The sequence below is a fragment of the Leeuwenhoekiella parthenopeia genome (assembly GCF_020782115.1).
In the GTDB taxonomy this organism is placed as follows: Bacteria; Bacteroidota; Bacteroidia; order Flavobacteriales; family Flavobacteriaceae; genus Leeuwenhoekiella; species Leeuwenhoekiella parthenopeia.
Genome location: NZ_JAJGMW010000010.1, coordinates 104,030 through 125,785, shown reverse-complemented (window position 1 = coordinate 125,785; position 21,756 = coordinate 104,030). Strand labels below are relative to the sequence as shown.

Sequence of the window (21,756 nt, the reverse complement as noted above, 5' to 3'; positions counted from 1 at the left end):
TTTTTTTCAACTAAAGCAAAAAATCGAATAGCCGACTTTTAGGAGTCGGCTTTTTTTATTGCAGTTAAAAATTACAAGATCTGGAGTCAGGCATTTAAGAATTATCAAAAGCATTTTGAAACAGAAGTTGGTCCTTATTTAGAGTTTTAATAGCCGAATAAGAGTGTTTTTAGTGCAACTCAAATATTAAAACTGATACGAAATCGGTCATAGCTAATTCAGGCTGGGTAATTACATTAATTAATTTTTACGATAGGCTCAAAAGATAACGTTTCAGCTTTTTCGCTTTTTAAAGGGAAGCAAGGCACACAATATTAAAGGCAATACTACTATTTATGATAGTAATACTACTAAATATTTGTTAAGCGCTGTTATTGTTGACTTTAAGCCGGTTATTTTTGCTTTATCAAACGTAAAAAAGTTAAACATTATGAAAAAATTGCTTTGTTTTTCGATCCTCCTGATGACTACATTAACTTTTGGTCAATCGGAAAAAGTAGATCAGCTTCTTCAGCTGGAAAAAGGCATGTATTTTGCCGATCGTGATACCGCGTATGCCGATCCATACTACGGTCTCAAAAAATTAATTTATGGTAATAAGCGATTTTCTGAAAACAAGAGTATTAATCCCAGACAAACGGAACAAGACCTTAAAAATGCAGAGTTGGGGCAAAAACCTTTTGCGGTTATCATCGGTTGTGCCGATAGTCGTGTTCCAAATGAAATTATTTTTGATCAGGGTGTAGGAGACCTTTTTATCACGCGTACTGCCGGCCAGGTTATGGCAGAAGCTTCCTTTGGTACCATTGAGTATGCAGCAGCAGCATTAAATACAAAATTGATTGTCGTATTGGGTCATCAAAGCTGCGGCGCAGTAGATGCAGCTATGAAATTACCGGAAAATCCACCGGGACATATTGTTACGCTCATCAACGCCATCAAACCGGCATCTTTAAAGGCCAAGCAGAGCACTAATTCTGATGAGACTAAACTGGAACTGGCAGTTCGTGAAAATGTTCTCGTTCAGGTAGAAATGCTGAGAAATTTGGAACCACTTTTAAGTCGTAAATTCGATTCAGGTGAGCTACTAATTGTTGGTGCTGTCTATAATATGCAGTCTGGCAAAGTTGAGTTCATTGAAGAAACCATAACAAGTCTTCCGAAATTTAGGAATTCTAACTAACGATAGTTTTGATGAGACAGTATGTTGTTTTATTAGGTTTGTGTCTTGGCTTCATTCAAAATTCTCAGGCACAGGGTATAGATGAAAATCAACTCGGTGCGTGGTATATGTATTTTTGGAATACCACTATCGGAGAATCTGGTTTAGGTTTTCAGGGTGATTACCAATATCGCGATTGGAGAGGCCTTGGTGACCGCGAACAACTATTGCTTAGAAGCGGAATCACCTATGAGCCAAAAGAGTCAGGGGTAAAATTCACTCTGGGATATGCACATATTACAACCGGGCAGTACGGTCAGGATCGGGATGCGCCAATTTCAGAAAGCAGAATTTATCAAGAGGCACTTTTTGGACAGGTTGTATTAAAAAGACTCTTAGTTACACATCGCTTTCGTTACGAACAACGTTTTGTTGAGGATGAAGATCTTAGGACGAGATACCGCTTTAACTTATTTGTAAACATTCCCTTTGAGGGAACTAAGCTTGACCAGGGAACTCCTTACTTTGCTTTTTACAATGAAATTTTTATCAATGGTGAGCGTAACATCGGTTTAGACCGAAATGTGCAATTTTTTGATCGTAATCGTACTTATCTAGGTTTGGGATATGCCTTTAGGGACAGTATTCGCTTTCAGATAGGTTGGATGGAGCAGACTACAGTAAACTGGCAAAAGGGGCAGCTGCAGTTTAGCATGCATCACACGTTTTAGGGTTGATTTGTAAACTTTAGCATAGATCTGTTTGGTGGGCAGAGGATAAGGCTCTAGTTATTATGTGGCTGGCTGAAAGAGACAGAAATAAATAGTGTTCCATAAGCTATTATCAATTCCAGACAATCAGCTGTTACTAAGTTTATGTTTTACTGAAAAAGGGATTTTTGATTATTTTAGAAGCAACCCGGATACTTTTTATAAAGGTTTCCGGGTTTGTTCTTTTAAAATTTTTCCCGAGGTATTTTCGATTTTGATTGGGCCCCTGTTTGAAATAGCATTGTATCCTTTAGCGTCTTTATTTAGGTGCCAAACTCCGTGCTGTATTTAGCTAAATGAATAAATTTCGCAGGTCTTTAATTTGCCTAAAGATATAGAGGCGAAAGATTTCCGTTTCCAATTTTGTTTTAACTCGGAAATGAATCTGTAAATAATTTAGATAAGAAAGCAATTTTAAACTTTCTATAAACGTATAGCAATAGCTGAAGGTTTAAGATGTTGATATCCCAATAGTCTACTTCGGGCTCAGACTTCCAATTGAATACTGACTAATTTTAAGAGTATCTTTTCTCGTCTGTAATCAAATAAAATCGGAGTTCTTCCTATTCCAAATGCTCTTTAAAAAAAGCAATTGTACGCTCCCAGGCCAACTCGGCAGCTTCTTTGTCATAGCGTGGTGTCGTGGTATTGTGAAAGCCGTGATTGACATCCGGGTACATAAACATCCCGTACTCTTTACTGAATTCTTTCAGCTTGGCTTCGTAAGCAGGCCAGCCGGCATTTATACGCTCGTCAAGACCGGCGTATTGCAGCAAAAGCGGAGCTTGTATCTGGTCTATATCTTCGCTCGGCTGCCCGCCGTAAAAGGGCACTGAAGCTGCAAGATCAGGAACTTTAACCGCCATCATATTGGAGATCGAGCCGCCAAAGCAAAAGCCCACAACACCTACTTTGCCGTTACAGTCGGGATGCGCTTTGAGGTATTCAAACGCGGCTATAAAATCTTCCAGCATTTCTTTACTATCCCGCTTGCGCTGCATCTCGCGTCCTTCGTCATCATTACCGGGATAGCCGCCCAGCGGAGTAAGGGCATCGGGTGCGATGGTGATAAAGCCTGCAAGCGCTGCCTGTCGGGCTGTGTCTTCGATATACGGGTTGAGTCCGCGATTTTCGTGGACCACCACAATGCCGCCTAGTTTTTCTGTAGCATTTTTAGGTTTTGAAAGTAAAGCTTTGATTTCACCGCCTCCTTTGGGAGAATTATAGGTCATGTAGTCTGACTCCAGATCGGGATGATTGGGGTCAACCAACATCGTATTCTTATAATCGGGCATCAGGAAACTCAGCAAAGCAGGCACGGTAACACTTCCTGCAGCAAATAGCGAAAGCTTTTCAACAAACTCCCGGCGTTCGAGTTTGTTATGCGCATAGGCATCATAAAGATTGAAAACTTCCTGACTGATATCTTCTTTTTTAAGCTTTTTCATAGCGCTATTTTTTACGACTTATTGCGTGATATACATGACTTCTGAGTCTTCGATATATTTTGAAGGATTGAAAACTGCATTAAAATTGGAATCCACCTGATCGATACTGCTCTGAAGCCCTGTTAATTTACTGCGAAATTCTTCAGCAAAAACGGTATTTTGAGAAAAGAGTTTGATCAGTTCCCGGTATTTTGAAATATTGCTCTTCATACGCAGGGTTAATTGTCCAAATCGCTGGCGAAGCGACTGGGTTTTTACCATAAAACGTTCCACTTCCGTTAGCCATTCCTGACGGTGCTCAAGCTCCTTTTGGGTGATTTTGGCACTGATAACTTTTCTAAAGTCATTTTTAAGGGTTTCCCGTTCACTGTCAAGAGTCGCGTTTTGATATTGTTTAAGCCTGCCTGATTCAATACCGTAATAATTAGACTGTTCCTGAAGTAAACGCTGGTATTCATCCTCCAGTTTATTGAGTTCCTCATTGATGCTCTGCCATTCATTATCTATAATACTCTGTTGCTGGCTAAACTGGCTTGCGGTATTCAAAACCTGAAGCATGACGGGGGTTTTGTCACGCAAATCCTTGCCGGCACCGCCTACCAGGTCAATCGCTGAAGAAATTCCGGTAGAAAAGCTTTGGTACAGTGACCCATATAAAGGTACCTGGCTGGCAGGCGTGTTGAGAATATTGAGACTGTTGTTGATGAGGTCGAGCCAATTGTCTTTGCCTTTTTTTCGCTCATACCACTCCTCGTATTCTTTAAACCATTCGGTGTAGGCCTTGTATTGAGTAGGGTTATTTATCGCCGCGATTTTGCTGAAAAAATCCTGAGAAGAAAGCAACAGGTTGCTGGGCTTAATATCCCGCTGAATGCTCATCAACTCGGTAAACGCGAGTTGCCCGTTTAATTTAAGCTGAATCTTTCTGGAATTTTCAAGCAGGCTGATGCGATTTTCCTGCTTTGAAATAATACTGTCTAAGCGTTCTAATCGCTGACTGCCCCGGTTAGGATTCAGATCAGAAAATTCATTTTGCAGCATTTTTAGCTTTACTGCGTTTTCTTCCAATTGCTTGTTTAGGTTGAGTAATAGCGAGTCGCGCTCCTTAATAATTTGGGCCGAAACCTGATCCTGGGCTACAGCGCTAATGCTTAGAAATAAACAGCTTATGAAGCAATATAATCGTGTCATCGAGAACGAAAATTTAGGTATAATCCAAAAATAGGAAATAAAGCCCTCGGTTTTCCAGAGGTTTATTTTGAGCTATTAATCCCGCTCTGCCTGTCTGAAATTTGGGAATCCGTTCTCATCCCATTCGATGATCCGGGCGCGGGCATGGCGGTTAAAATCATAAAGGGAGTTGCCGCGCACCTGCTCATAAACCCGGGCATGGTAGATTAGTACATCATTCTTGCCGTCTTCAGATTTTGTGAAGGAATTATGGCCGGGGCCAAAACGCCGTACTTCAGCATTGGTATAAAAAACGGGAGTTTCAGATTTATTCCAGGATTCGGGGTTCATCAAATCTGAATCTACATCGACCCAGAGCAGACCTAATGCGTAGTTGGCATCTGTAGCACTGGCAGAATACGTAATAAAAATTTTATCAGCGTGTTTGAGTACCGCCGGTCCCTCATTTACCTTGTAGCCTTTAAGCTCCCAGTCGTATTTGGGATAAGTGATGATGAGCTCTTTTCCGGTAATGCTGGTAGGGGAGTCCATCTCAGCTAAAACGAGTGAAGTGCCTTCATAAGGACTTTTGGCCTGTGCCCAAATTAAATAACGTTTCCCCTTATGTTCAAACGGAGTGGCGTCTAAAGAGAATGAATCCTGTTCGGTGGTCATCTGGCCTTCTTCTTTCCAGGTTCCTTCGGTAGGATCTGCCGCATCTGTAGAAAGCGCAAACATGCGTATCTTCCATACATCTTCTACTTCGCCTGCCGCAAAATAGACATACCATTTACCATCTATTTTATGAAGCTCAGGAGCCCAAATGTGAGCGCCCATTTTACCGGTTTCGTGCTTGGTCCAGATTACTTTCGGCTCTGCCGTACCCAAACCATTTAGGGTGTTTGATTTTCTGATTTCGATACGATCATACTCCGGTGCCGTAGCGATAAAATAATAAGTGCCATCACTGTCTTTGTAAACAAAAGGGTCTGCGCGTTGCGGAACGATGGGGTTTATATAAGGCAGTTCTTCGCAGTTATCAGCGGTGTTGGCTGAAGCTACAGCCTTTGTTTGAGCGGTTGCACAAGAGGTAAATGTCAGGATACCTGCAGCTAGCATAAATGCTTTGCGGTAAATTGAAGTAAAAGGAAGCATAATTCTGTTTTAGTTTTTATAAATGTACTAAAAACGTTTATAATTTTAGCAAGCGCCCATGAGATCAAAAATGGAGGGCTTCTTCAGTTTGATACCAGTCGGGCTTTTGCTTTGGGATTTCGCCCCTGCTTCATGAGATATTTGGAGCAGAACTAGCTGATAAAGTTGTTTCAGGACAGGAAAAGCCGGGTAAGCGGTCTTGTGAGAACTTCTTTGGCGAGTTGGTTTTAAGGGATTTTGAAAAAAGTATTGTTGCTTCTAAACAGGCGTCAAGGGCCGGTTTTTGAAACGTAAACTTTTGGTACAAACCCAAATAAATGCTGTAATTGCGTGCTTTTTTTGAATCCCGCGGAGAGCTCAGACCAGATGGGGAATTCAATGTTCCTGATAGAATACCTGCCGAAACCTCAATGAAATACCTTGTTTAAATACCGGATTTGAGCCTTGCTTCCGGGGAATAGCTATTTATACCAGAGTTAATTTTATTCCCAGCTCCTGGATGCGGTCTGCCAGGTTTTCGGAAAGATCTTTATCTGTAATGATCTCGTCTATCTCATCCAGGTTGCAAATTTTAGCGAGACTGCGTTTTCCAAATTTACTTGAATCGGCCAGAATTATGGTTTTTTGTGCTGCCTGCATCATTTTTTGATTGAGAATGGCTTCTTCAATATTTGTTGTGGTACAGCCAAAATCGAGATCTATCCCATCAACTCCCATAAATAATTGGTTGGAAGAGATGTGATTTAAGATGTGTTCTGCATAGTGTCCGGTAACCGAGGCAGAGCGGTGTCTTATGTTTCCACCCAGCTGTATGATATCGATATCCCGGTGATTGAGCAGCTCAATCGTCACCTGAAGTGAAGAGGTGATGATATTCAGTTTTCCTTTGGGTACAATGACTTTTGCAAGCTGTTGCACGGTTGTACCACTGGCAATGATAATCGAATCGTTTTCCTGAATACGGGTTGCGGCCATATCTGCAATTAGGGATTTTTCGGTGGCAGAGATTGCGGCCTTTTCGGTAATATCCCGTTCATTTATGTAGGGATTTTCTAATGAAGCTCCTCCGTGCGTGCGAAAAAGCAATCCTTTATCTTCTAATAATTTCAGGTCCTTTCGTATGGTTACGGCAGAAACATTTAATCGTTCGCAAAGCGTAGTAACTTTAATATGCTTTTCGGTCTTTAATTGATCGAGTATTTTCTGATGTCTTTCCATAGTGCTGAAGGGCGCGCGTAAAATTTTAGTTAAGCATCACAAATATAAGCGGTTCGTATCGGATTAAAAACTAAGTTTCTTTTAGTTTCGTTTTTAATCGAAATACGTGTAATTTAAATTTAAACGAAAATTTAACTTTCGTTTATAATCGTTTAATTTCATTTTTTATAAGTTTGTGTGTAATTAGTAATACTTGAAAACCAAATGAAAACCAATATTTTTAATAGAGAGCAACTTATCAGTCAGCTTCCCGGCGTAAAAAAATGGGATGTAATTGTAATAGGTGGTGGTGCCAGTGGACTTGGTGTTGCTGTTGACAGCGCAACCCGTGGCTATAAAACCTTATTGCTGGAACAGGTAGACTACGCCAAGGGTACTTCGAGCCGTAGTACAAAATTAGTGCACGGTGGGGTGCGTTACCTGGCTCAGGGAAATATTGATCTGGTACGCGAAGCGCTGCACGAACGTGGTTTGCTTGAGAAAAACGCACCGCATTTGGTTAAAAATCAAAGTTTTGTGATTCCTAACTACCGCTGGTGGGAAGGTATTTATTACACAATTGGTTTAAAGGCTTATGATTTTTTAGCCGGAAAATTAAGTTTGGGTAAATCTACCCACATCAATAAAACCAATACGGTTGAGCGACTCTCTACGCTGCGCCAGAAAGGTTTATACGGTGGTGTGGTTTATAAAGATGGTCAGTTTGATGATTCCAGACTGGCAGTGAACCTTGCACAAACCGCTATAGAACAGGGGGCAACCTTGCTCAATCATTTTAAGGTTACAGATTTAGCCCAGGATACTTCCGGAAAAATCACCGGAGTAGAGGCCCTCGATGCCGAGACGAATACCAGTTATTCATTTGACGCCAATCTGGTTATTAACGCAACCGGAGTATTTTCTGATGAAATTTTAAAAATGCAGAATAAAGATGCACGTAAATCTATTGTTCCCAGTCAGGGTGTGCATCTGGTTTTTGATAAATCCTTTTTGCCCGGCGAAGATGCCATAATGATTCCTAAGACAGACGACGGCAGGGTATTATTTGCTGTCCCCTGGCACGATAAAGTAATCGTAGGTACGACAGATACCAATCTGGATGATCACAGTCTGGAACCTCAGGCTCAGGAACAGGAGATTGAATTCATTCTGCAAACCTTCAATAATTATCTGGATAAAAAAGTAACGCGTGCAGATGTACGTAGTATCTATGCCGGATTACGCCCGCTGGCAGCGCCAAAAGATTCTTCAGAAAAGACCAAAGAAATCTCGCGTAGTCATAAAGTAATCGTTTCAGAATCAGGATTGCTAACCATCACAGGTGGTAAGTGGACGACCTACAGACGGATGGCTCAAGACACTATAGACAAAGCAATTTCTTTAAAAAGACTTCCGAAGCAACCCTGCAGGACCAAAGATTTAAAAATTCACGGAGCAAAACCCACGGAAGACCGCAACGATCACAAATACATTTACGGTACAGATCAAAAAGGTATCGCAGATCTGATTAAAGAAGATGCCTCACTCGGTGAAAAATTACACCCAAGATTGCCATTTCTAAAAGCAGAGGTGGTTTGGGCAGCCCGATATGAGATGGCCCGTACGGTAGATGATGTGTTGGCGAGACGGGTAAGAGCCTTGTTTTTAGATGCTCACGCAGCAATAGATATGACCCCGGAAGTAGCACAGATTTTAGCCAAAGAATTAAATCGTGACGAAGCCTGGAGGATAGAACAGGTAGATAAATTCACAAAATTGGCCAACCACTATTGTATTGAAAGCAATACCGTAACCGCATAAATAAAACCAATATATGAGGTTGTCTAAAAAGTAAGGCCATGTCAAGTTGAGCTTGTCGAAATATATTCAACTTACTGATTGTCAGAATCAGTTTCGACAGGTTAAATCTGAAAACTCAAGTTGCTAAGACTTTTTAGACAGCCTCTTTAACCTAAAAACCTAATTAAATGGACCAGTATATTTTAGCCTTAGATCAGGGAACTACAAGTTCTCGCGCAATCGTTTTCGATAAAAGCGGAAGCATTGTTTCAATTGCTCAAAAGGAGTTTAAACAGTATTTCCCGAAACCGGGCTGGGTAGAACACGATCCTCAGGAAATTTGGTCCACACAGGCAGGGGTAGCCGCAGAAGCAACGGTTTCTGAAGGTTTAAATGGAAAAAATATAGCCGGGATTGGGATTACCAATCAGCGGGAAACGGTGGTAGTTTGGGACCGAAACACCGGCAAAGCGATTTATAATGCGATTGTATGGCAGGATAAACGTACAGCAGATTATTGCGATGAACTGAAGGAAAGCGGCAAAGCCGAAATGATCCAGGAGAAAACAGGGCTGGTAATTGATTCTTATTTTTCGGGAACCAAAGTAAAATGGATTCTGGATAATGTAGAAGGTGCCCGCGAAAAAGCGGAAGCCGGAGATCTGGTTCTGGGAACCATTGATACCTGGTTGATTTGGAATTTCACCAAAGGTGAATTGCACGTTACAGACGTTACCAATGCGTGTAGAACTTTGTTGTATAACATCAATACGATGGACTGGGATGATGAACTTCTCGAACTTTTTGATATCCCAAAAAGCATGCTTCCCGAGGTGAAGGATTCCAGTGAAATATACGGTCATACAAAAACTACGGTGTTTGCTTCCAAAATCCCAATTGCAGGTATCGCAGGAGACCAGATGGCCGCTCTTTTTGGTCAGATGTGTACCAAAAAAGGTATGGTAAAAAGCACCTACGGCACCGGTTGCTTTATGCTTATGAATATTGGTGACAAGCCTATCTTATCTAAAAATAACCTGCTTACAACAGTTGCATGGCGTATTAACGGTAAAACCGAATATGCTCTGGAAGGAAGTATTTTCATTGGAGGGGCGGTTGTACAGTGGTTGCGTGATGGTCTTGGGATTATTAAAAAATCGAATCACGTCGAAAAATTAGCGGCTTCGGTAGATTCTACAGATGGCGTTTATTTTATTCCGGCATTTGCGGGATTGGGAGCGCCCTATTGGAACCAAAAAGGAAAAGGAACCATCTTTGGGATTACCCGCGGCACAACAGACGCGCACATTGCCAGAGCTTCTATTGAGGCAATCGCTTACCAGACGATGGACATTCTTAAAGCCATGCACGCCGATTCGGATATAGAAATTAAAGAATTGCGCGTTGACGGTGGTGCTTCTATCAACGATACCCTGATGCAGTTTCAGGCAGATGTTTTAGACTCTATTACCATACGACCTAAAATTACAGAAACCACTGCATTAGGTGCGGCCTATCTTGCAGGACTCGCAGTGGGATTCTGGAAAAGCCAGGAAGAAATTGAAGAAATGTGGCAGGAAGAAAAACGTTTCAACCCGGAGAAAGACAGGTCTGCTGTCGAGGAAGGTATTAAAGGATGGTATCGCGCAATTAAGGCGTTAGAATATTGGACAACCCTATAATACCCGAGTTTATGACACCTTTCGTAGCAGAAATTATTGGCACAGGCTTACTCATTCTTTTAGGAGGAGGAATTGTTGCAAACGATATTTTAAGTAAAACCAAAGGACACGGCGGTGGCTGGATGACAATTACCACGGCCTGGGGCCTTGCTGTTTTTGTAGGCGTGGTGGTTGCCGGGCCTTACAGCGGGGCACATTTAAATCCGGCAGTTACTCTGGGGTTAGCAATTGGAGGGCTCTTTCCGTGGGAAGATGTTCCTGCTTATATCGCTGCAGAATTTATAGGAGCCATGATCGGGTCTGCATTGGTTTACCTGATGTATAAAGACCATTTTGACGCCACCGAAGATGCGGGGCTTAAGCGCGCTGTATTCTGTACAGATCCCGCAATCCCCAATAACTTTAGAAACATCATCAGTGAGATCATTGGTACTTTCGTACTTATATTTTGTGTTTTCTATTTCTCTGGTGCCGAAATTAACGATGGTACAGGGACAAAAGTGGGATTGGGTTCTATAGGAGCCATCCCGGTAGCCTTTGTCGTATGGGGAATAGGTCTCTCTTTAGGAGGAACTACAGGATATGCGATCAATCCCGCACGGGATTTGGGACCTCGTATTGTACACGCATTATTGCCCATTAAAGGCAAAACAGACAGCGGCTGGAGTTATGCCTGGATTCCTCTTTTAGGCCCCATAATAGGTGCCGTCCTGGCGGCCCTGCTTTACCTCGCTTTAAATTAAATAATCGAAAACACCATTATGAAATTTTTAAACACAGCCCTCGCGCTGGTGTGCTTTATGGCATTCCAGCAGCTGGAGGCTCAGGAAGACGTACGCTCATCTCAACTGGAAATCGCAGATTCAACGGCTCAGGAACAGCAGGCTTTTGACTTTAACGTCCGGGTAAAAACCATGCATTTATGGAAAGGTCTGCGGGTAACCGATGCGCCTGTAGTTGATGTCGATCTCAACTATACGTCAAAAGACGGTCGTTTTAAAGCAGGCTTATGGGGTGGTGCAGGTGTGACCGGATACTATACCGAGTTTGATTATTATGCGTCGTACTCGTATCGGGGTTTTTCACTTTCGGTCTGGGATATTAACAATTCCAGTGATTTTCCTGATGCAGACATTTTTGACTACGATCGAAGCACTACCTCTCATTTTATAGATGTAACCCTGGGTTATCAGTTTAAGTCTGTACCGCTCAAACTTTCGTGGAGTACCATCGTTCAGGGTAGGGATATTTATGTAACAGATTCCGGAAACCTACGGAATGCTTTTTCCAATTACGTAGAGGCCAGCTATAAACTCATTCAGAAGAGGTACTGGTCAATCAGTGCGTTTGCGGGTGGTGCATTCTCGTTTAAAAGCGCGTCTCATTTCTATGGGGACAAACCCAATGTGACCAATCTTGGAGTAATTTATACCAAAGAAGTTATGGTGCTTAAGAAATTCAGCTTACCCTTTGCCGCAACAGCGATGTGGAATCCCGAGCAGGAATACGGTGCGATTGAAGTGGCTGTAACCTTGTTTTAATCTAAGAGGCGCTTATGAATTTTTTAATATCCTTATTAGACCCGTACAAGACTAAAATATCGTCTTTTTCGAGCAGCAGATGAGGCGTGGCAACACTTTGCACATCTACGATGGTTTTGGTTTTGCCTACATTGGTATCAACCTGCGCATTTTTGAGCGTGGTAAGTACCAGCAGGTTATAACGTTCTCTAAATTGAACATCTTCAACCGTCTTATTCTCATACTTTCTGGGCAGTTTTACTTCAACAATACTGAAATAATCATTTAGCTCAAACGAGTCTACCACGCCGTGCATACATAACTTTTTGGCCCAGCGCTCGGCACTTTCCTGCTCCGGGTGCACGATTTCATCAACCCCAATGGCATTCAGTACATTTTCGTGCAGGTTGTTTACGGCCCGGCTGATGAGTTTTTTCACTTTCAGGTTTTTGAGCAGGGCACTTACCATTACATTGGTTCCCTGATTTTCGCCAATCGCCACAATTACAATGTCGGTATCTTTAAGAGGCAATCCGTTTACGGTATGTTCGTCTGTCGCATCGAGGCAAATGGTATGGGATATTTTTTCTTTCATCGCCTCTACCTTCTGCATATTGATGTCAATACCTATAACTTCATTGCCCTGTGCTGTGAGTTTTTCGGCCAAAGAGGCTCCAAAACTACCAAGTCCTATAATGATGTATTTCATAAACGAATGTCTTAATTGATTAAAATTTCTTCGGTAGGATAGCGGTATGCCTGTTGTTTTACTTTTCTAAATAATGCGATCATCAGGGTAAGCATACTTACTCTTCCTATAAACATAACCGCAATAATCACTCCTTTGCTTGCTGCCGAAAGACTTGAAGTAATACCCAGACTGAGTCCTACCGTACTGTAAGCCGAAAAGCATTCAAAAGCAATGCTGAGCAGCGTTTTTTGGGAATCGAAACTCGAAATCGCGATCACCGCAAACCCGATGACAACCAAAGAAAGCGAAATAATAGCAAACGCCCGGCGTACCGAAATTTCTGCAATCTCGCGGCGGTACACCTCGATGCGGGTTTTTCCTTTAGCAAGGCTGAAAAAGTTAAGAGTCGCGATGGCAAAGGTGCTGGTTTTAATACCCCCTCCGGTTGAAGCGGGTGAGGCTCCCACCCACATCAATAAAAAGATAAGCATCAGGGTAGAAAAGTGAAGCTGATTCATATCTACCGTATTGAAACCTGCTGTACGCGGGGTCGCGGCACCAAATAGCGCAGTTACCACTTTCCCAAAACCGTTGTGCTCTGCAAGCGTGTTGGAGTATTCGTTGATGTAGACCAAAACGGTACCGATAAGCAAAAGACTGCTGGTGGTTATAAGCGTTATGCGACTGCTTAGACTAAGCAACCATGGCTTGTAAACAATCTCGTGATCCCGGTCTGAAAGGGGTTTGATGATTTTATATTTCAAATACCGCAAAACGTTGATCACAATGGGGAAACCGAGTCCGCCAAAGACAAACAGCGCGATTAACGTGAGCTGCAAGCCGTAGTTATAGCGGTAGTTGATGTCGTAAATACCGTTTGATAAGGTTGAAAACCCGGCGTTGCAAAAAGCGGAAACCGAGTGGAAAATAGAAAAAGCGATGCGGTCACCCAATTCGGGAAGCACTTTCGCCTTTAGGCTTAAAAAAATGAGAAATGCGCCTACAATTTCGATAGAAAAAGTAATGGCCAGAATGCGTTTCAGCGTTGAAAAAACCTCGCCAATTTTCTTGGAATTGTTCATATCACTCAGCATCACCTGATTCTCAAAGGAAGAAACGCCTTTAAAAAAGTAGCTGAAGTAACTGGCAAAAGTAAGAATGCCCAGTCCGCCAAGCTGAATAAGAAAAACGATGATATTTTGACCAAAGGCTGTAAAATAGCTTCCGGTATCTACCACAATCAAACCGGTTACGCAAACGGCACTGGTTGAGGTAAACAAGGCATCCAGAAAACTGATTCCCTCGTAGGTAGCATTGGGAAGCATCAGTAAAAATGCACCCAGTACAATGATTCCCAAAAAGCTTACAATAAAGAGCTGAGCCGGGTTTAGCGCACTTTTTTTATAGGAAACTTTTTGCTCGGCAAATTCCCGTATAAACGTGAGTAAAATCGCTACTTTGATCCAGTTGTCGTTGTATAGGAAATCGAGATGCCGGTTAGCTTCCTGGCCCAGAAAATGTATGGCAATGATGTAGATGGTAACAGCAATACTGGCATAATCAAACAAGACCACCTGCCTGCTGCGTTTGATGTGTTCGGCAAAATACCGCGTAAGTGTGGCCCCAATACCAATAAACAGAATAATCAGGTAAAAAGCATTGAGCGCCCGCTGTATGGTTGAAGACTGTTCGTAACCAAAGTCGATGATAAAAGCAAAAACACCAATCAGGCTCAGTATAAAAGCTGTACGGTAAATCGTTTTGAGGAACTTAGATTTTGCTGAAGTGTCGTTCAAATCCCAAACATTAAGAATATGCGCAAAGGTATTGCAAATCTAAATTCTGTTGAGATTTGGGTCTTAAAGTATTCTAAAATTTGGTTTTAAAGCGTTAAATGAAATGACTACTGGTGTTGAGCATTGCGCTATGGTATTTTAAAAACTTAATTTTGCCAAAAACCGAAAGATGAAAGCAAAAACAGAGGCTCGTTTGGAGTTGACCGAAGCTCAAATGCGTGAATATGGCTATAAGGTGGTAGATGCCTTAGTCGCCCATCACGCGGGGCAGGAATCTAAAAAACCTGTGGCTGTGGCCAGCAGAGCCGAGATGGATGAGCTGTTAACCGAAAACGCACCCGAAGAGGCTACTTCTTTTGAAACGGTGATGCAGGGCGTGATGGAAAAAGTGATTCCGCATATCAATCTCTTGAGCCATCCCAAGTTTTTCTCCTTTGTCCCGGGACCCAGCAATTTTGTAAGTGTTTTGGCCGATACCCTGGCGACCGGTTTTAATGTCTTTTCAGGAGGCTGGGCTGCTTCTCCGGCAGCTGCCGAACTGGAGATCATTACCATCAACTGGCTGCTTAATCTGTATGGCTTCCCTAAAAAGCGGGGTGGCGGTATTTTTACCAGCGGAGGTTCTATGGCCAACCTCACGGCTTTGGTTACCGCCCGTAATGTAAAATGCGGCGATGATTTTTCGAAAGCGGTTATCTATCTTTCAGATCAGGCGCATTCCTCTAATGTAAAAGCGATACGGGTGATGGGTTTTACCAAAGAGCAAATACGCATCATCCCAACCGATATGGAGTTTAAATTTGCCATTAACAAGCTTAAAAACGCGATTAATAAAGACCGATTGGAAGGCTGGAAACCTTTTTGCCTGTTGGCTTCAGCCGGGACGACCAATACGGGAACGGTTGATCAGCTCACCGAACTTTCTGAAATCGCAAAGGCCGAAGATCTTTGGTTTCACATTGACGGGGCTTATGGCGGAGCGGCTATTTTGGCGAAAGACGGAAAACAATTGCTGAAAGGTGTTGATAAAGCCGATTCCTTAACCGTTGATCCGCACAAGTGGTTTTACCAGCCCTATGAGATGGGCTGTTTACTGGTGCGCAATCACAAATGGCTGAGCGGTACGTTTACCGAAAAGCCCGAATATCTTAAAGATGTAGAAGGAAACAGTTCTGAAATCAATTTTTACGATCACGGCATCCAACTTACGCGCAGATTCCGGGCGCTTAAATTTTACATGAGTATCAAAACTTTTGGACTGAAAGCTTTTCGCGAAGCCATAGATTACAATTTTAAACTTTGTGATGCGACCGAAAGTCTTTTACGTAAGAGCAAAAAATGGGAAGTAGTCTCGCCATCAACGCTTGCGATCATCAATTTTAGGTACAATCCTATTGATAAAAAATATTCTGAAGCTGAACTCGATAAGCTCAATTCAAAAATATCGGAAGCGGTAGTACAATCGCGTGAGGCGATGCTGGTAACCACGATTCTAAATGGACAAATCGTATTGCGTATGTGTTTGATAAATCCGCGTACTACCTTTGATCACGTCAAAGAGACCATTGATTTGTGTGAAGCCGTTGCGGAAAAAATTTAAAGTTCAAGATTCAAAGGTTCAAAATTTCAAATCTGAACCTTGAATCTTAAGTTTTGAACCTTGAATTATTCCTCCATCTTATCTAAAATCTCGTCTTTGGTGATTTTGGGGTTGGCACCTTTTTTACCGGCGACCATAGCCCCCAAAGCACAGGCAAAGCCCAGCGCATATTCGGGTTCCGATTCTTCTTTAAAAAGTTGGTAAAGCAGTCCGCCCAAAAACGAATCTCCCGCCCCAACGGTATCAACCACAGTGGTGGGATAACCGGGATGTGAGTATAATTTTCCGTCTTTGTAGAGTACAGCGCCCGCTTTCCCCAGCGTGACGCAGATCAGTGAAGTGTTGGTTTCTTTGCTTAACTGAGCCAGTTGATCTTCAATAGCACCGCTTTTTATACCGAAATGCTCCGCAAGTATCTCCAGTTCCTCGTCATTCATTTTAACCATTTGCGCCTGTTTCATAAACTGCACCAAATGCTCCATTTTATAGTGCGGTGCCCGAAGGTTTACATCAAAAACGGCATATTTACTTTGCGGAAGCAGTTCTTTTAAAGTTGCACGTGACGTTTCACACCGGGCTGCCAGAGAGCCAAACACAAACAAATCGGCATGAGAGACCGCTTTCATGTTTTCGTTAGAGATGGAAATAGCATCCCAGGCAACGGGCTCTTTAATCTCGTAAGAAGCACTACCGGAATCGTCAAGTGTAACCAGTACCTGCCCGGTTTCGAGTTCATCGTCCTCCTGAATGAGGCTTTGGTTTAAATCAAGCACATCTAGTTTAGCCCGGGTTTCTTCAGCCAGAGCATCGGTTCCCAGACGGCTGATCATGGTTGTGGAAACTCCAAGACTTTTTAGGCGAAGACAAAGATTAAGCGGGGCACCGCCCAGTTTTTTTCCGTCAGGAAATACATCCCAAAGGATTTCACCATAGCTTACTGCTTTTAAGGAGTCTTTCATAGCATTACGGGTTTACAGATCTTACTAGTTAGTTTGATTTAGAGTGATTTACTTTAATAGTTTTTCTTCCAGCTCTTCGAGCGAAATACCTTTGGTTTCAGGCATCATGAATTTAGTGAACAGCAATTGCAGCACCATCATAAAGGCAAAAAACGCAAAAATAGGCCAGGGATTGTCTTTAAAGATGCCGTCGTCACCGTCTAAAAATACAGGGGTGAGTAAGGTTATTAAGGCTGCGAAAACCCAGTGGGTTCCGGTTCCCCAGGATTGCCCGTAGGCACGTACTTTGTTCGGGAAAATTTCAGAAATAAAAACCCAGATCACGGCGCCCTGTCCCACAGCGTGCGAGGCAATGAACACCAAAATAAACGCGAGCAGCAAGGTAGGGCTTGCCGAAGCGTAAAAACACCAGGCTACAGTCGAAAGGCTTATAATGTAACCCAGCGAACCGATGTACATCAGGGTTCTGCGGCCCAGTTTGTCAATCAGACCCACACCCACAAAGGTGAAAATCAGGTTCACAAAACCTATGGAGATCGAGTTGAACAACGAATCTTCAGTCGCTAAACCGGCTTTTACCAAAATTTCAGGAGCATAATATAAAATGAAATTGATACCCGAAATCTGATTGAAAAAGGCGATCAAAAATGCCAGAATGAGCGGTTTTTTATAGCGTTTGGTAAACAAGGTGACCTCGTCTGAAGTTTTGGCAAGTTCGGTTTTAATAGCGTCAATTTTTTGCTGTACTTCCGCTTTTGGGTACACCCGGTTGAGAATTTCAAAAGCTGATTTTTCGTCTTTCTTTTTATGTAAAAGCCAGCGCGGACTTTCAGGCACGCTCAAAACCAGTATTACATAAAGAATAGCAGGAATGCCTTCTACGCCGAGCATCCAGCGCCAGTCGTTTGCACCCTGAAAACCTTCAAGCAGATAATTGGAGAAAAACGCGATCAGGATCCCAAAAACAATATTGAATTGGTACAACGCCACCAGTTTACCACGGTTTGAGGCTGTTGAAATTTCAGAAATATAGGTAGGTGCTGCTACCGAAGAAGCGCCTACGCCCACCCCGCCAATAAACCGGAAGAACGAGAACAGATAAGGATCTGGCGATAAAGCCGAACCTATCGCAGATACAAAATACAGCACCCCAATCCAGAACAGGGTTTTTTTGCGTCCAAAACGATCACAGGGTATGCCGCCGGTGAGTGAGCCTAGAACCGTACCCCAAAGCGCCATAGACATGATAAAGAGTCCATGAAACCAGGGCGATAAATTCCAGAGTTCGCGTACCGGTAAGTTAGCTCCCGAAATTACTACGGTATCAAAACCGAAGAGAAATCCGGCAAGCGCTACGGTTATTGACCATTTTTGTACTGCTTTCATAATAAATTAGGTTGTGTTTTTTTATTGGTTTTCGGTATTCCAGATTGACGGGATAGGGGTCAGGCTCAGTTCAGAAACCGGGGCGTCGGTCTTCAATTGAAAATGGGTATAGGGTTTTTTAGGGAAAAATACGGCTGTGAGTGCATTTGCTCCACCATCGGCAAAAAATTCTATGGATGAGGTATCCAAAAAGATCGAAAAAGGTACGGAATCCCCCGCTGTGAACCGGGCCGGGGCTTTCATAACGGGTTTGGCAAAACTATCGGCAAAATCGGTGAGTCCGCTTAGGGAACGGTCAAGACTATACGTGTTTTGCGCAGCGTTATAGCTAATGCTTAAACGCTCCCCGTCATCATTGCTCAGCATAATTTCAAAGTCAGTCACGGGTGATGGCAGACTAAAAGAAATTTCGGCTTGATTGAGTTTAGGATTTTTAAAATGAAGGATTCCGTCTTCCTTTATCGTTTCGGGTTTTTGCTTTTCTAATTGGTCAGTTATCGCAGCAACCGGGAAGTTGCTTAAAAAATACCCGTTGTTGTTATGCAAGTTCAGCTTTCGCGGAAGCGTCATCGCGCTGCGCCATTTTTCGGTAGGTACCTGCTGGCCGTATTCCCAGTTGCTCATCCAGCCTATAAAGATGCGATCCTCCCCGGGCAGGTTGTTGTAGGTAATTCCGGCGTAATTATCACGTCCCAGATCAATCCAAAGCTCTTCGGTTTGTGAAGTGGTAAAGTGTTCACCGTCAAATTCGCCCACAAAGTATTGCGTTCCCGAGCCGCTGTTTGGTGCACCCGGATTGATGCTGATGAGTAATACCCATTTGGTCTCGCCGGTCTCTGCGACTTTCAGCGGAAAGAGATCAGGACATTCCCAGACGCCGCCATGAGCGCCGGTGTCTTTTCCAAATTCGCTCAAATAATTCCAGTCTTTAAGATTTTCTGAATTGTAAAATAAAGCGCGGTCACCCGCCACCAGTATTAAAATCCATTTTTGGGAAGCTTCGTGCCAAAATACTTTAGGATCTCTGAAGTCGATAAAACCTTCGGTATTGGGTACTACGGGATTGCCTTCATATTTGGTAAAGGTTTTGCCGTTATCGAGGCTGTAGGCGATTCCCTGATACTGGTAATCGTTTGTTTTGGCCTGCGCACCGTTAGGCTCGTGATAGGTGAACATGGCAACCAGCGGCGGGTTTTCTTCAGTCCCAAAACCGGAAGTGTTTTGATGATCAATCACCGCACTGCCCGAAAAGATATATCCCAGCGAATCCGGCTCAAGCGCAATGGGCTGGTGTTTCCAGTCTCTGAGATTATCACTGGTTGCGTGACCCCAGTGCATGGGTCCCCATACGGTCGAATCGGGGTAAAACTGATAATATAAATGATAGGTGCCCTTGTGATAAACCAGCCCGTTTGGGTCGTTCATCCAGTGTGATTTTGGGCTAAAGTGGTATTTTGGACGAAAATTTTCGTGATATAACATATCTGCTGTATCTTTAGGGTTTAAATTTTGAGACGGGTCTGTTTTACAGGACCAGAATAGAGACAGTAATGCGCAGGTTATGCCTAGATTTTTGAACATAATCAACATTGTTTGATTAAAATAGCATCGAAAGTTAGCATAATTCAAGTAAACTTAATCGATTTAGTTGGTTAAATTTGCACGCGTAATGGATAAAATTATACGTAAACCTACAGAATTATACTAGAATACCCATGAAAAGGAAATTAACCCTTAAATCAATCGCTAAAGAGATGGATGTTTCCATCTCTACAGTGTCTAAAGCGCTGAGAGATAGCCCCGAAATCAGCGAAGAAACCCGCGAGAAAATCAAAGCTTATGCAAAGCTTTACAATTATAAGCCGAACAACATTGCCTTGAGTCTTAAAAACCGTAAGACCAATACCATCGGTGTTATCATTCCTCAGATTGTGCATCACTTTTTTACCACGGTAATACGCGGTATTGAGGCTGAAGCGCGTGAGAATAATTACAATGTTATTATTTGCCTTTCCAATAACGATTTCGATAAGGAAGTTCTTAATATGGAGCTTTTGGCAAATGGCAGTACAGATGGTTTTATTCTTTCGGTATCAAAGGAAACCATGCAAAAAGAAGATTATCATCATTTAAATGAAGTCATTGAGCAGGGGATGCCCGTGGTGATGTTTGACCGTGTGGTAGAAGGTATTGCCTGTGATCGTGTACTTATAAATGATACACAGGGGGCCAAAAAAGGCGTAAGCCACTTAATACGCTCCGGTTGCCGTAAAATAGGAATTATCACCAGCGAAGATTACGTGAGCGTAGGACGCCTGCGTACCGAAGGTTACCTGGATGCACATGATGATTTTGGTATTGAAGTAGATGAAAACCGCATCTTAAAACTGGATAATATTGACGATTTGGGCGAAGGTTCTAAAAAGCGTATCAAAGAGTTTATCCTGAACAACGATTTGGATGGCTTGTTTACCGTTAATGAACTTTTTGCCGTTTACGCGGCACGGGTAATTGCTCAGTCAGGCAAGAGTATTCCTGACGATATTTCTATTGTTTGTTTTACAGATGGTGAACTTTCAGAGCACATGGTACCCAGTATCACAGCCGTGAGTCAGCATGGTGAGGAAATGGGACGCAAGGCAGCTTCTATACTTATTAATAAGCTCGAACGTCCTGAGGATGAGACCGAAGAATACGGAACCACGTATATCGAAACCAGTCTTATTGAACGCGAATCAACCCGAAAACTCCTGAGATAAAATGGCAAAAAAAGGATTTATTTTTGACCTCGATGGGGTAATCGTAGACACCGCAGGTTTTCATTACCTGGCCTGGAAAAGTCTGGCAAATGAGCTGGGCTTTGAGTTTACCGAAGAGCAAAACGAACAATTTAAAGGTGTAAGCCGGGTACGTTCATTAGATATTCTTTTAGAAATTGGGGATATTAATGCCACGCAGGACCAAAAAGACAAATGGCTGGTTTCTAAAAATGAAGAATACCTGAGCTATATTGAGAAAATGACCGATGCAGATATACTGCCGGGCGTATTGAAAACACTCAATTATTTGAAGTCTAAGAACATCCCGATGGCTCTGGGTTCTGCCAGCAAAAACGCGCAGCCTATTTTAAAACGGGTGGGTTTGTTTGATATGTTTGACACCATTGTAGATGGTAATCATGTTCAGAAAGCAAAACCTGATCCGGAAGTGTTTACCATTGGAGCAGATGAGCTTGGCGTAAGCTATAGCGATGCAATCGTTTTTGAAGATTCTATTGCCGGAATTCAGGCCGCTAACTCGGTAGATATGGTGAGTATAGGTATAGGTGATCCCGGTATTTTGCACGAAGCAGATCATAACTTTAGAGACTTTACAGAAATAAATAGTACATTTCTAGACCAACTAATCAACGCTTAATAG

At 42.7% G+C, this 21,756-nt stretch carries 18 protein-coding genes; 9 read left to right on the top strand and 9 right to left on the bottom strand.

Annotation, left to right across the window (positions count from 1 at the left end):
* Nucleotides 1-430: 430 nt before the first annotated feature.
* On the top strand, nt 431-1,183 hold the full coding sequence (locus LLW17_RS09475) for a carbonic anhydrase (protein WP_286670247.1): 753 nt from the start codon (nt 431-433) through the stop codon (nt 1,181-1,183).
* Between the two features lie 11 nt (nt 1,184-1,194).
* Entirely contained in the window at nt 1,195-1,893 is a 699-nt protein-coding gene (locus tag LLW17_RS09470; protein ID WP_228230011.1) for a DUF2490 domain-containing protein, read from the top strand.
* A 602-nt stretch (nt 1,894-2,495) separates the two neighbouring features.
* Here LLW17_RS09470 and LLW17_RS09465 read toward each other — a convergent pair.
* The 4 genes from LLW17_RS09465 to LLW17_RS09450 all read right to left on the bottom strand — a co-directional run bounded on the left by LLW17_RS09465 (nt 2,496) and on the right by LLW17_RS09450 (nt 6,923).
* Nucleotides 2,496-3,380 carry a dienelactone hydrolase family protein gene (locus tag LLW17_RS09465; RefSeq protein WP_228230010.1) on the bottom strand — a complete coding sequence of 295 codons (885 nt, stop codon included), beginning with the start codon at nt 3,378-3,380 and terminating at the stop codon, nt 2,496-2,498.
* Between the two features lie 18 nt (nt 3,381-3,398).
* Nucleotides 3,399-4,571 carry a hypothetical protein gene (locus LLW17_RS09460; RefSeq protein ID WP_228230009.1) on the bottom strand — a complete coding sequence of 391 codons (1,173 nt, stop codon included), beginning with the start codon at nt 4,569-4,571 and terminating at the stop codon, nt 3,399-3,401.
* Nucleotides 4,572-4,646: 75 nt separating this feature from the next.
* Entirely contained in the window at nt 4,647-5,705 is a 1,059-nt protein-coding gene (locus LLW17_RS09455; RefSeq protein WP_228230008.1) for a glycoside hydrolase family 43 protein, read from the bottom strand.
* A 465-nt stretch (nt 5,706-6,170) separates the two neighbouring features.
* Nucleotides 6,171-6,923, bottom strand: a complete 753-nt coding sequence (locus tag LLW17_RS09450; protein WP_228230007.1) for a DeoR/GlpR family DNA-binding transcription regulator — start codon at nt 6,921-6,923, stop codon at nt 6,171-6,173.
* A 204-nt stretch (nt 6,924-7,127) separates the two neighbouring features.
* Between LLW17_RS09450 and LLW17_RS09445 the strand changes: the two genes are divergently transcribed.
* From LLW17_RS09445 to LLW17_RS09430, 4 genes are all read left to right on the top strand, one after another.
* The gene (locus LLW17_RS09445; RefSeq protein ID WP_228230006.1) at nt 7,128-8,723 is read left to right on the top strand and encodes a glycerol-3-phosphate dehydrogenase/oxidase; all 1,596 of its coding nucleotides are present in this window, start codon (nt 7,128-7,130) and stop codon (nt 8,721-8,723) included.
* Between the two features lie 167 nt (nt 8,724-8,890).
* Nucleotides 8,891-10,384, top strand: a complete 1,494-nt coding sequence (glpK, locus tag LLW17_RS09440) for a glycerol kinase GlpK (protein WP_228230005.1) — start codon at nt 8,891-8,893, stop codon at nt 10,382-10,384.
* Between the two features lie 11 nt (nt 10,385-10,395).
* Complete coding sequence (locus tag LLW17_RS09435) at nt 10,396-11,127, top strand: MIP/aquaporin family protein (protein ID WP_228230004.1); 732 nt, start codon at nt 10,396-10,398, stop codon at nt 11,125-11,127.
* Between the two features lie 18 nt (nt 11,128-11,145).
* A complete protein-coding gene (locus tag LLW17_RS09430) occupies nt 11,146-11,925 on the top strand; it encodes a hypothetical protein (protein WP_228230003.1) in 780 nt (259 codons plus the stop codon).
* 1 nt (nt 11,926) lies between these two features.
* Here the strand turns inward: LLW17_RS09430 and LLW17_RS09425 are convergent, their stop codons facing one another.
* Nucleotides 11,927-12,613, bottom strand: a complete 687-nt coding sequence (locus tag LLW17_RS09425; protein WP_228230002.1) for a potassium channel family protein — start codon at nt 12,611-12,613, stop codon at nt 11,927-11,929.
* Between the two features lie 11 nt (nt 12,614-12,624).
* The gene (locus tag LLW17_RS09420) at nt 12,625-14,391 is read right to left on the bottom strand and encodes a TrkH family potassium uptake protein (RefSeq protein ID WP_228230001.1); all 1,767 of its coding nucleotides are present in this window, start codon (nt 14,389-14,391) and stop codon (nt 12,625-12,627) included.
* 169 nt (nt 14,392-14,560) lie between these two features.
* Here LLW17_RS09420 and LLW17_RS09415 point away from each other — a divergent pair, with 169 nt between their 5' ends.
* Nucleotides 14,561-15,991 carry a pyridoxal phosphate-dependent decarboxylase family protein gene (locus LLW17_RS09415; RefSeq protein WP_228230000.1) on the top strand — a complete coding sequence of 477 codons (1,431 nt, stop codon included), beginning with the start codon at nt 14,561-14,563 and terminating at the stop codon, nt 15,989-15,991.
* 65 nt (nt 15,992-16,056) lie between these two features.
* Here LLW17_RS09415 and LLW17_RS09410 read toward each other — a convergent pair whose 3' ends face one another.
* The 3 genes from LLW17_RS09410 to LLW17_RS09400 are packed head-to-tail and all read right to left on the bottom strand — an operon-like array spanning nt 16,057 to nt 19,818.
* The gene (locus LLW17_RS09410; RefSeq protein WP_228229999.1) at nt 16,057-16,950 is read right to left on the bottom strand and encodes a carbohydrate kinase family protein; all 894 of its coding nucleotides are present in this window, start codon (nt 16,948-16,950) and stop codon (nt 16,057-16,059) included.
* A 48-nt stretch (nt 16,951-16,998) separates the two neighbouring features.
* Nucleotides 16,999-18,336, bottom strand: coding sequence for a sugar porter family MFS transporter (locus LLW17_RS09405; protein ID WP_228229998.1), 1,338 nt, complete (start codon nt 18,334-18,336; stop codon nt 16,999-17,001).
* 21 nt (nt 18,337-18,357) lie between these two features.
* Complete coding sequence (locus LLW17_RS09400; protein WP_228230033.1) at nt 18,358-19,818, bottom strand: glycoside hydrolase family 32 protein; 1,461 nt, start codon at nt 19,816-19,818, stop codon at nt 18,358-18,360.
* Between the two features lie 233 nt (nt 19,819-20,051).
* Between LLW17_RS09400 and LLW17_RS09395 the strand changes: the two genes are divergently transcribed.
* Complete coding sequence (locus LLW17_RS09395) at nt 20,052-21,095, top strand: LacI family DNA-binding transcriptional regulator (RefSeq protein WP_228229997.1); 1,044 nt, start codon at nt 20,052-20,054, stop codon at nt 21,093-21,095.
* A 1-nt stretch (nt 21,096) separates the two neighbouring features.
* Nucleotides 21,097-21,753 (top strand): beta-phosphoglucomutase, encoded by a 657-nt coding sequence (pgmB, locus tag LLW17_RS09390; RefSeq protein ID WP_228229996.1) that lies wholly within the window; start codon nt 21,097-21,099, stop codon nt 21,751-21,753.
* Nucleotides 21,754-21,756: the final 3 nt, after the last annotated feature.

Bases quoted from the DNA above. Each gene is read 5' to 3' on its own strand.
- LLW17_RS09460 (WP_228230009.1), bottom strand. From the start codon at position 4,571: ATGACACGATTATATTGCTTCATAAGCTGTTTATTTCTAAGCATTAGC.
- LLW17_RS09475 (WP_286670247.1), top strand. From the start codon at position 431: ATGAAAAAATTGCTTTGTTTTTCGATCCTCCTGATGACTACATTAACT.
- LLW17_RS09400 (WP_228230033.1), bottom strand. From the start codon at position 19,818: ATGTTATATCACGAAAATTTTCGTCCAAAATACCACTTTAGCCCAAAA.
- LLW17_RS09450 (WP_228230007.1), bottom strand. From the start codon at position 6,923: ATGGAAAGACATCAGAAAATACTCGATCAATTAAAGACCGAAAAGCAT.
- LLW17_RS09410 (WP_228229999.1), bottom strand. From the start codon at position 16,950: ATGAAAGACTCCTTAAAAGCAGTAAGCTATGGTGAAATCCTTTGGGAT.
- LLW17_RS09425 (WP_228230002.1), bottom strand. From the start codon at position 12,613: ATGAAATACATCATTATAGGACTTGGTAGTTTTGGAGCCTCTTTGGCC.
- LLW17_RS09405 (WP_228229998.1), bottom strand. From the start codon at position 18,336: ATGAAAGCAGTACAAAAATGGTCAATAACCGTAGCGCTTGCCGGATTT.
- LLW17_RS09395 (WP_228229997.1), top strand. From the start codon at position 20,052: ATGAAAAGGAAATTAACCCTTAAATCAATCGCTAAAGAGATGGATGTT.
- LLW17_RS09470 (WP_228230011.1), top strand. From the start codon at position 1,195: ATGAGACAGTATGTTGTTTTATTAGGTTTGTGTCTTGGCTTCATTCAA.
- LLW17_RS09445 (WP_228230006.1), top strand. From the start codon at position 7,128: ATGAAAACCAATATTTTTAATAGAGAGCAACTTATCAGTCAGCTTCCC.
- LLW17_RS09465 (WP_228230010.1), bottom strand. From the start codon at position 3,380: ATGAAAAAGCTTAAAAAAGAAGATATCAGTCAGGAAGTTTTCAATCTT.
- LLW17_RS09435 (WP_228230004.1), top strand. From the start codon at position 10,396: ATGACACCTTTCGTAGCAGAAATTATTGGCACAGGCTTACTCATTCTT.
- glpK (WP_228230005.1), top strand. From the start codon at position 8,891: ATGGACCAGTATATTTTAGCCTTAGATCAGGGAACTACAAGTTCTCGC.
- LLW17_RS09455 (WP_228230008.1), bottom strand. From the start codon at position 5,705: ATGCTTCCTTTTACTTCAATTTACCGCAAAGCATTTATGCTAGCTGCA.
- LLW17_RS09415 (WP_228230000.1), top strand. From the start codon at position 14,561: ATGAAAGCAAAAACAGAGGCTCGTTTGGAGTTGACCGAAGCTCAAATG.
- LLW17_RS09430 (WP_228230003.1), top strand. From the start codon at position 11,146: ATGAAATTTTTAAACACAGCCCTCGCGCTGGTGTGCTTTATGGCATTC.
- pgmB (WP_228229996.1), top strand. From the start codon at position 21,097: ATGGCAAAAAAAGGATTTATTTTTGACCTCGATGGGGTAATCGTAGAC.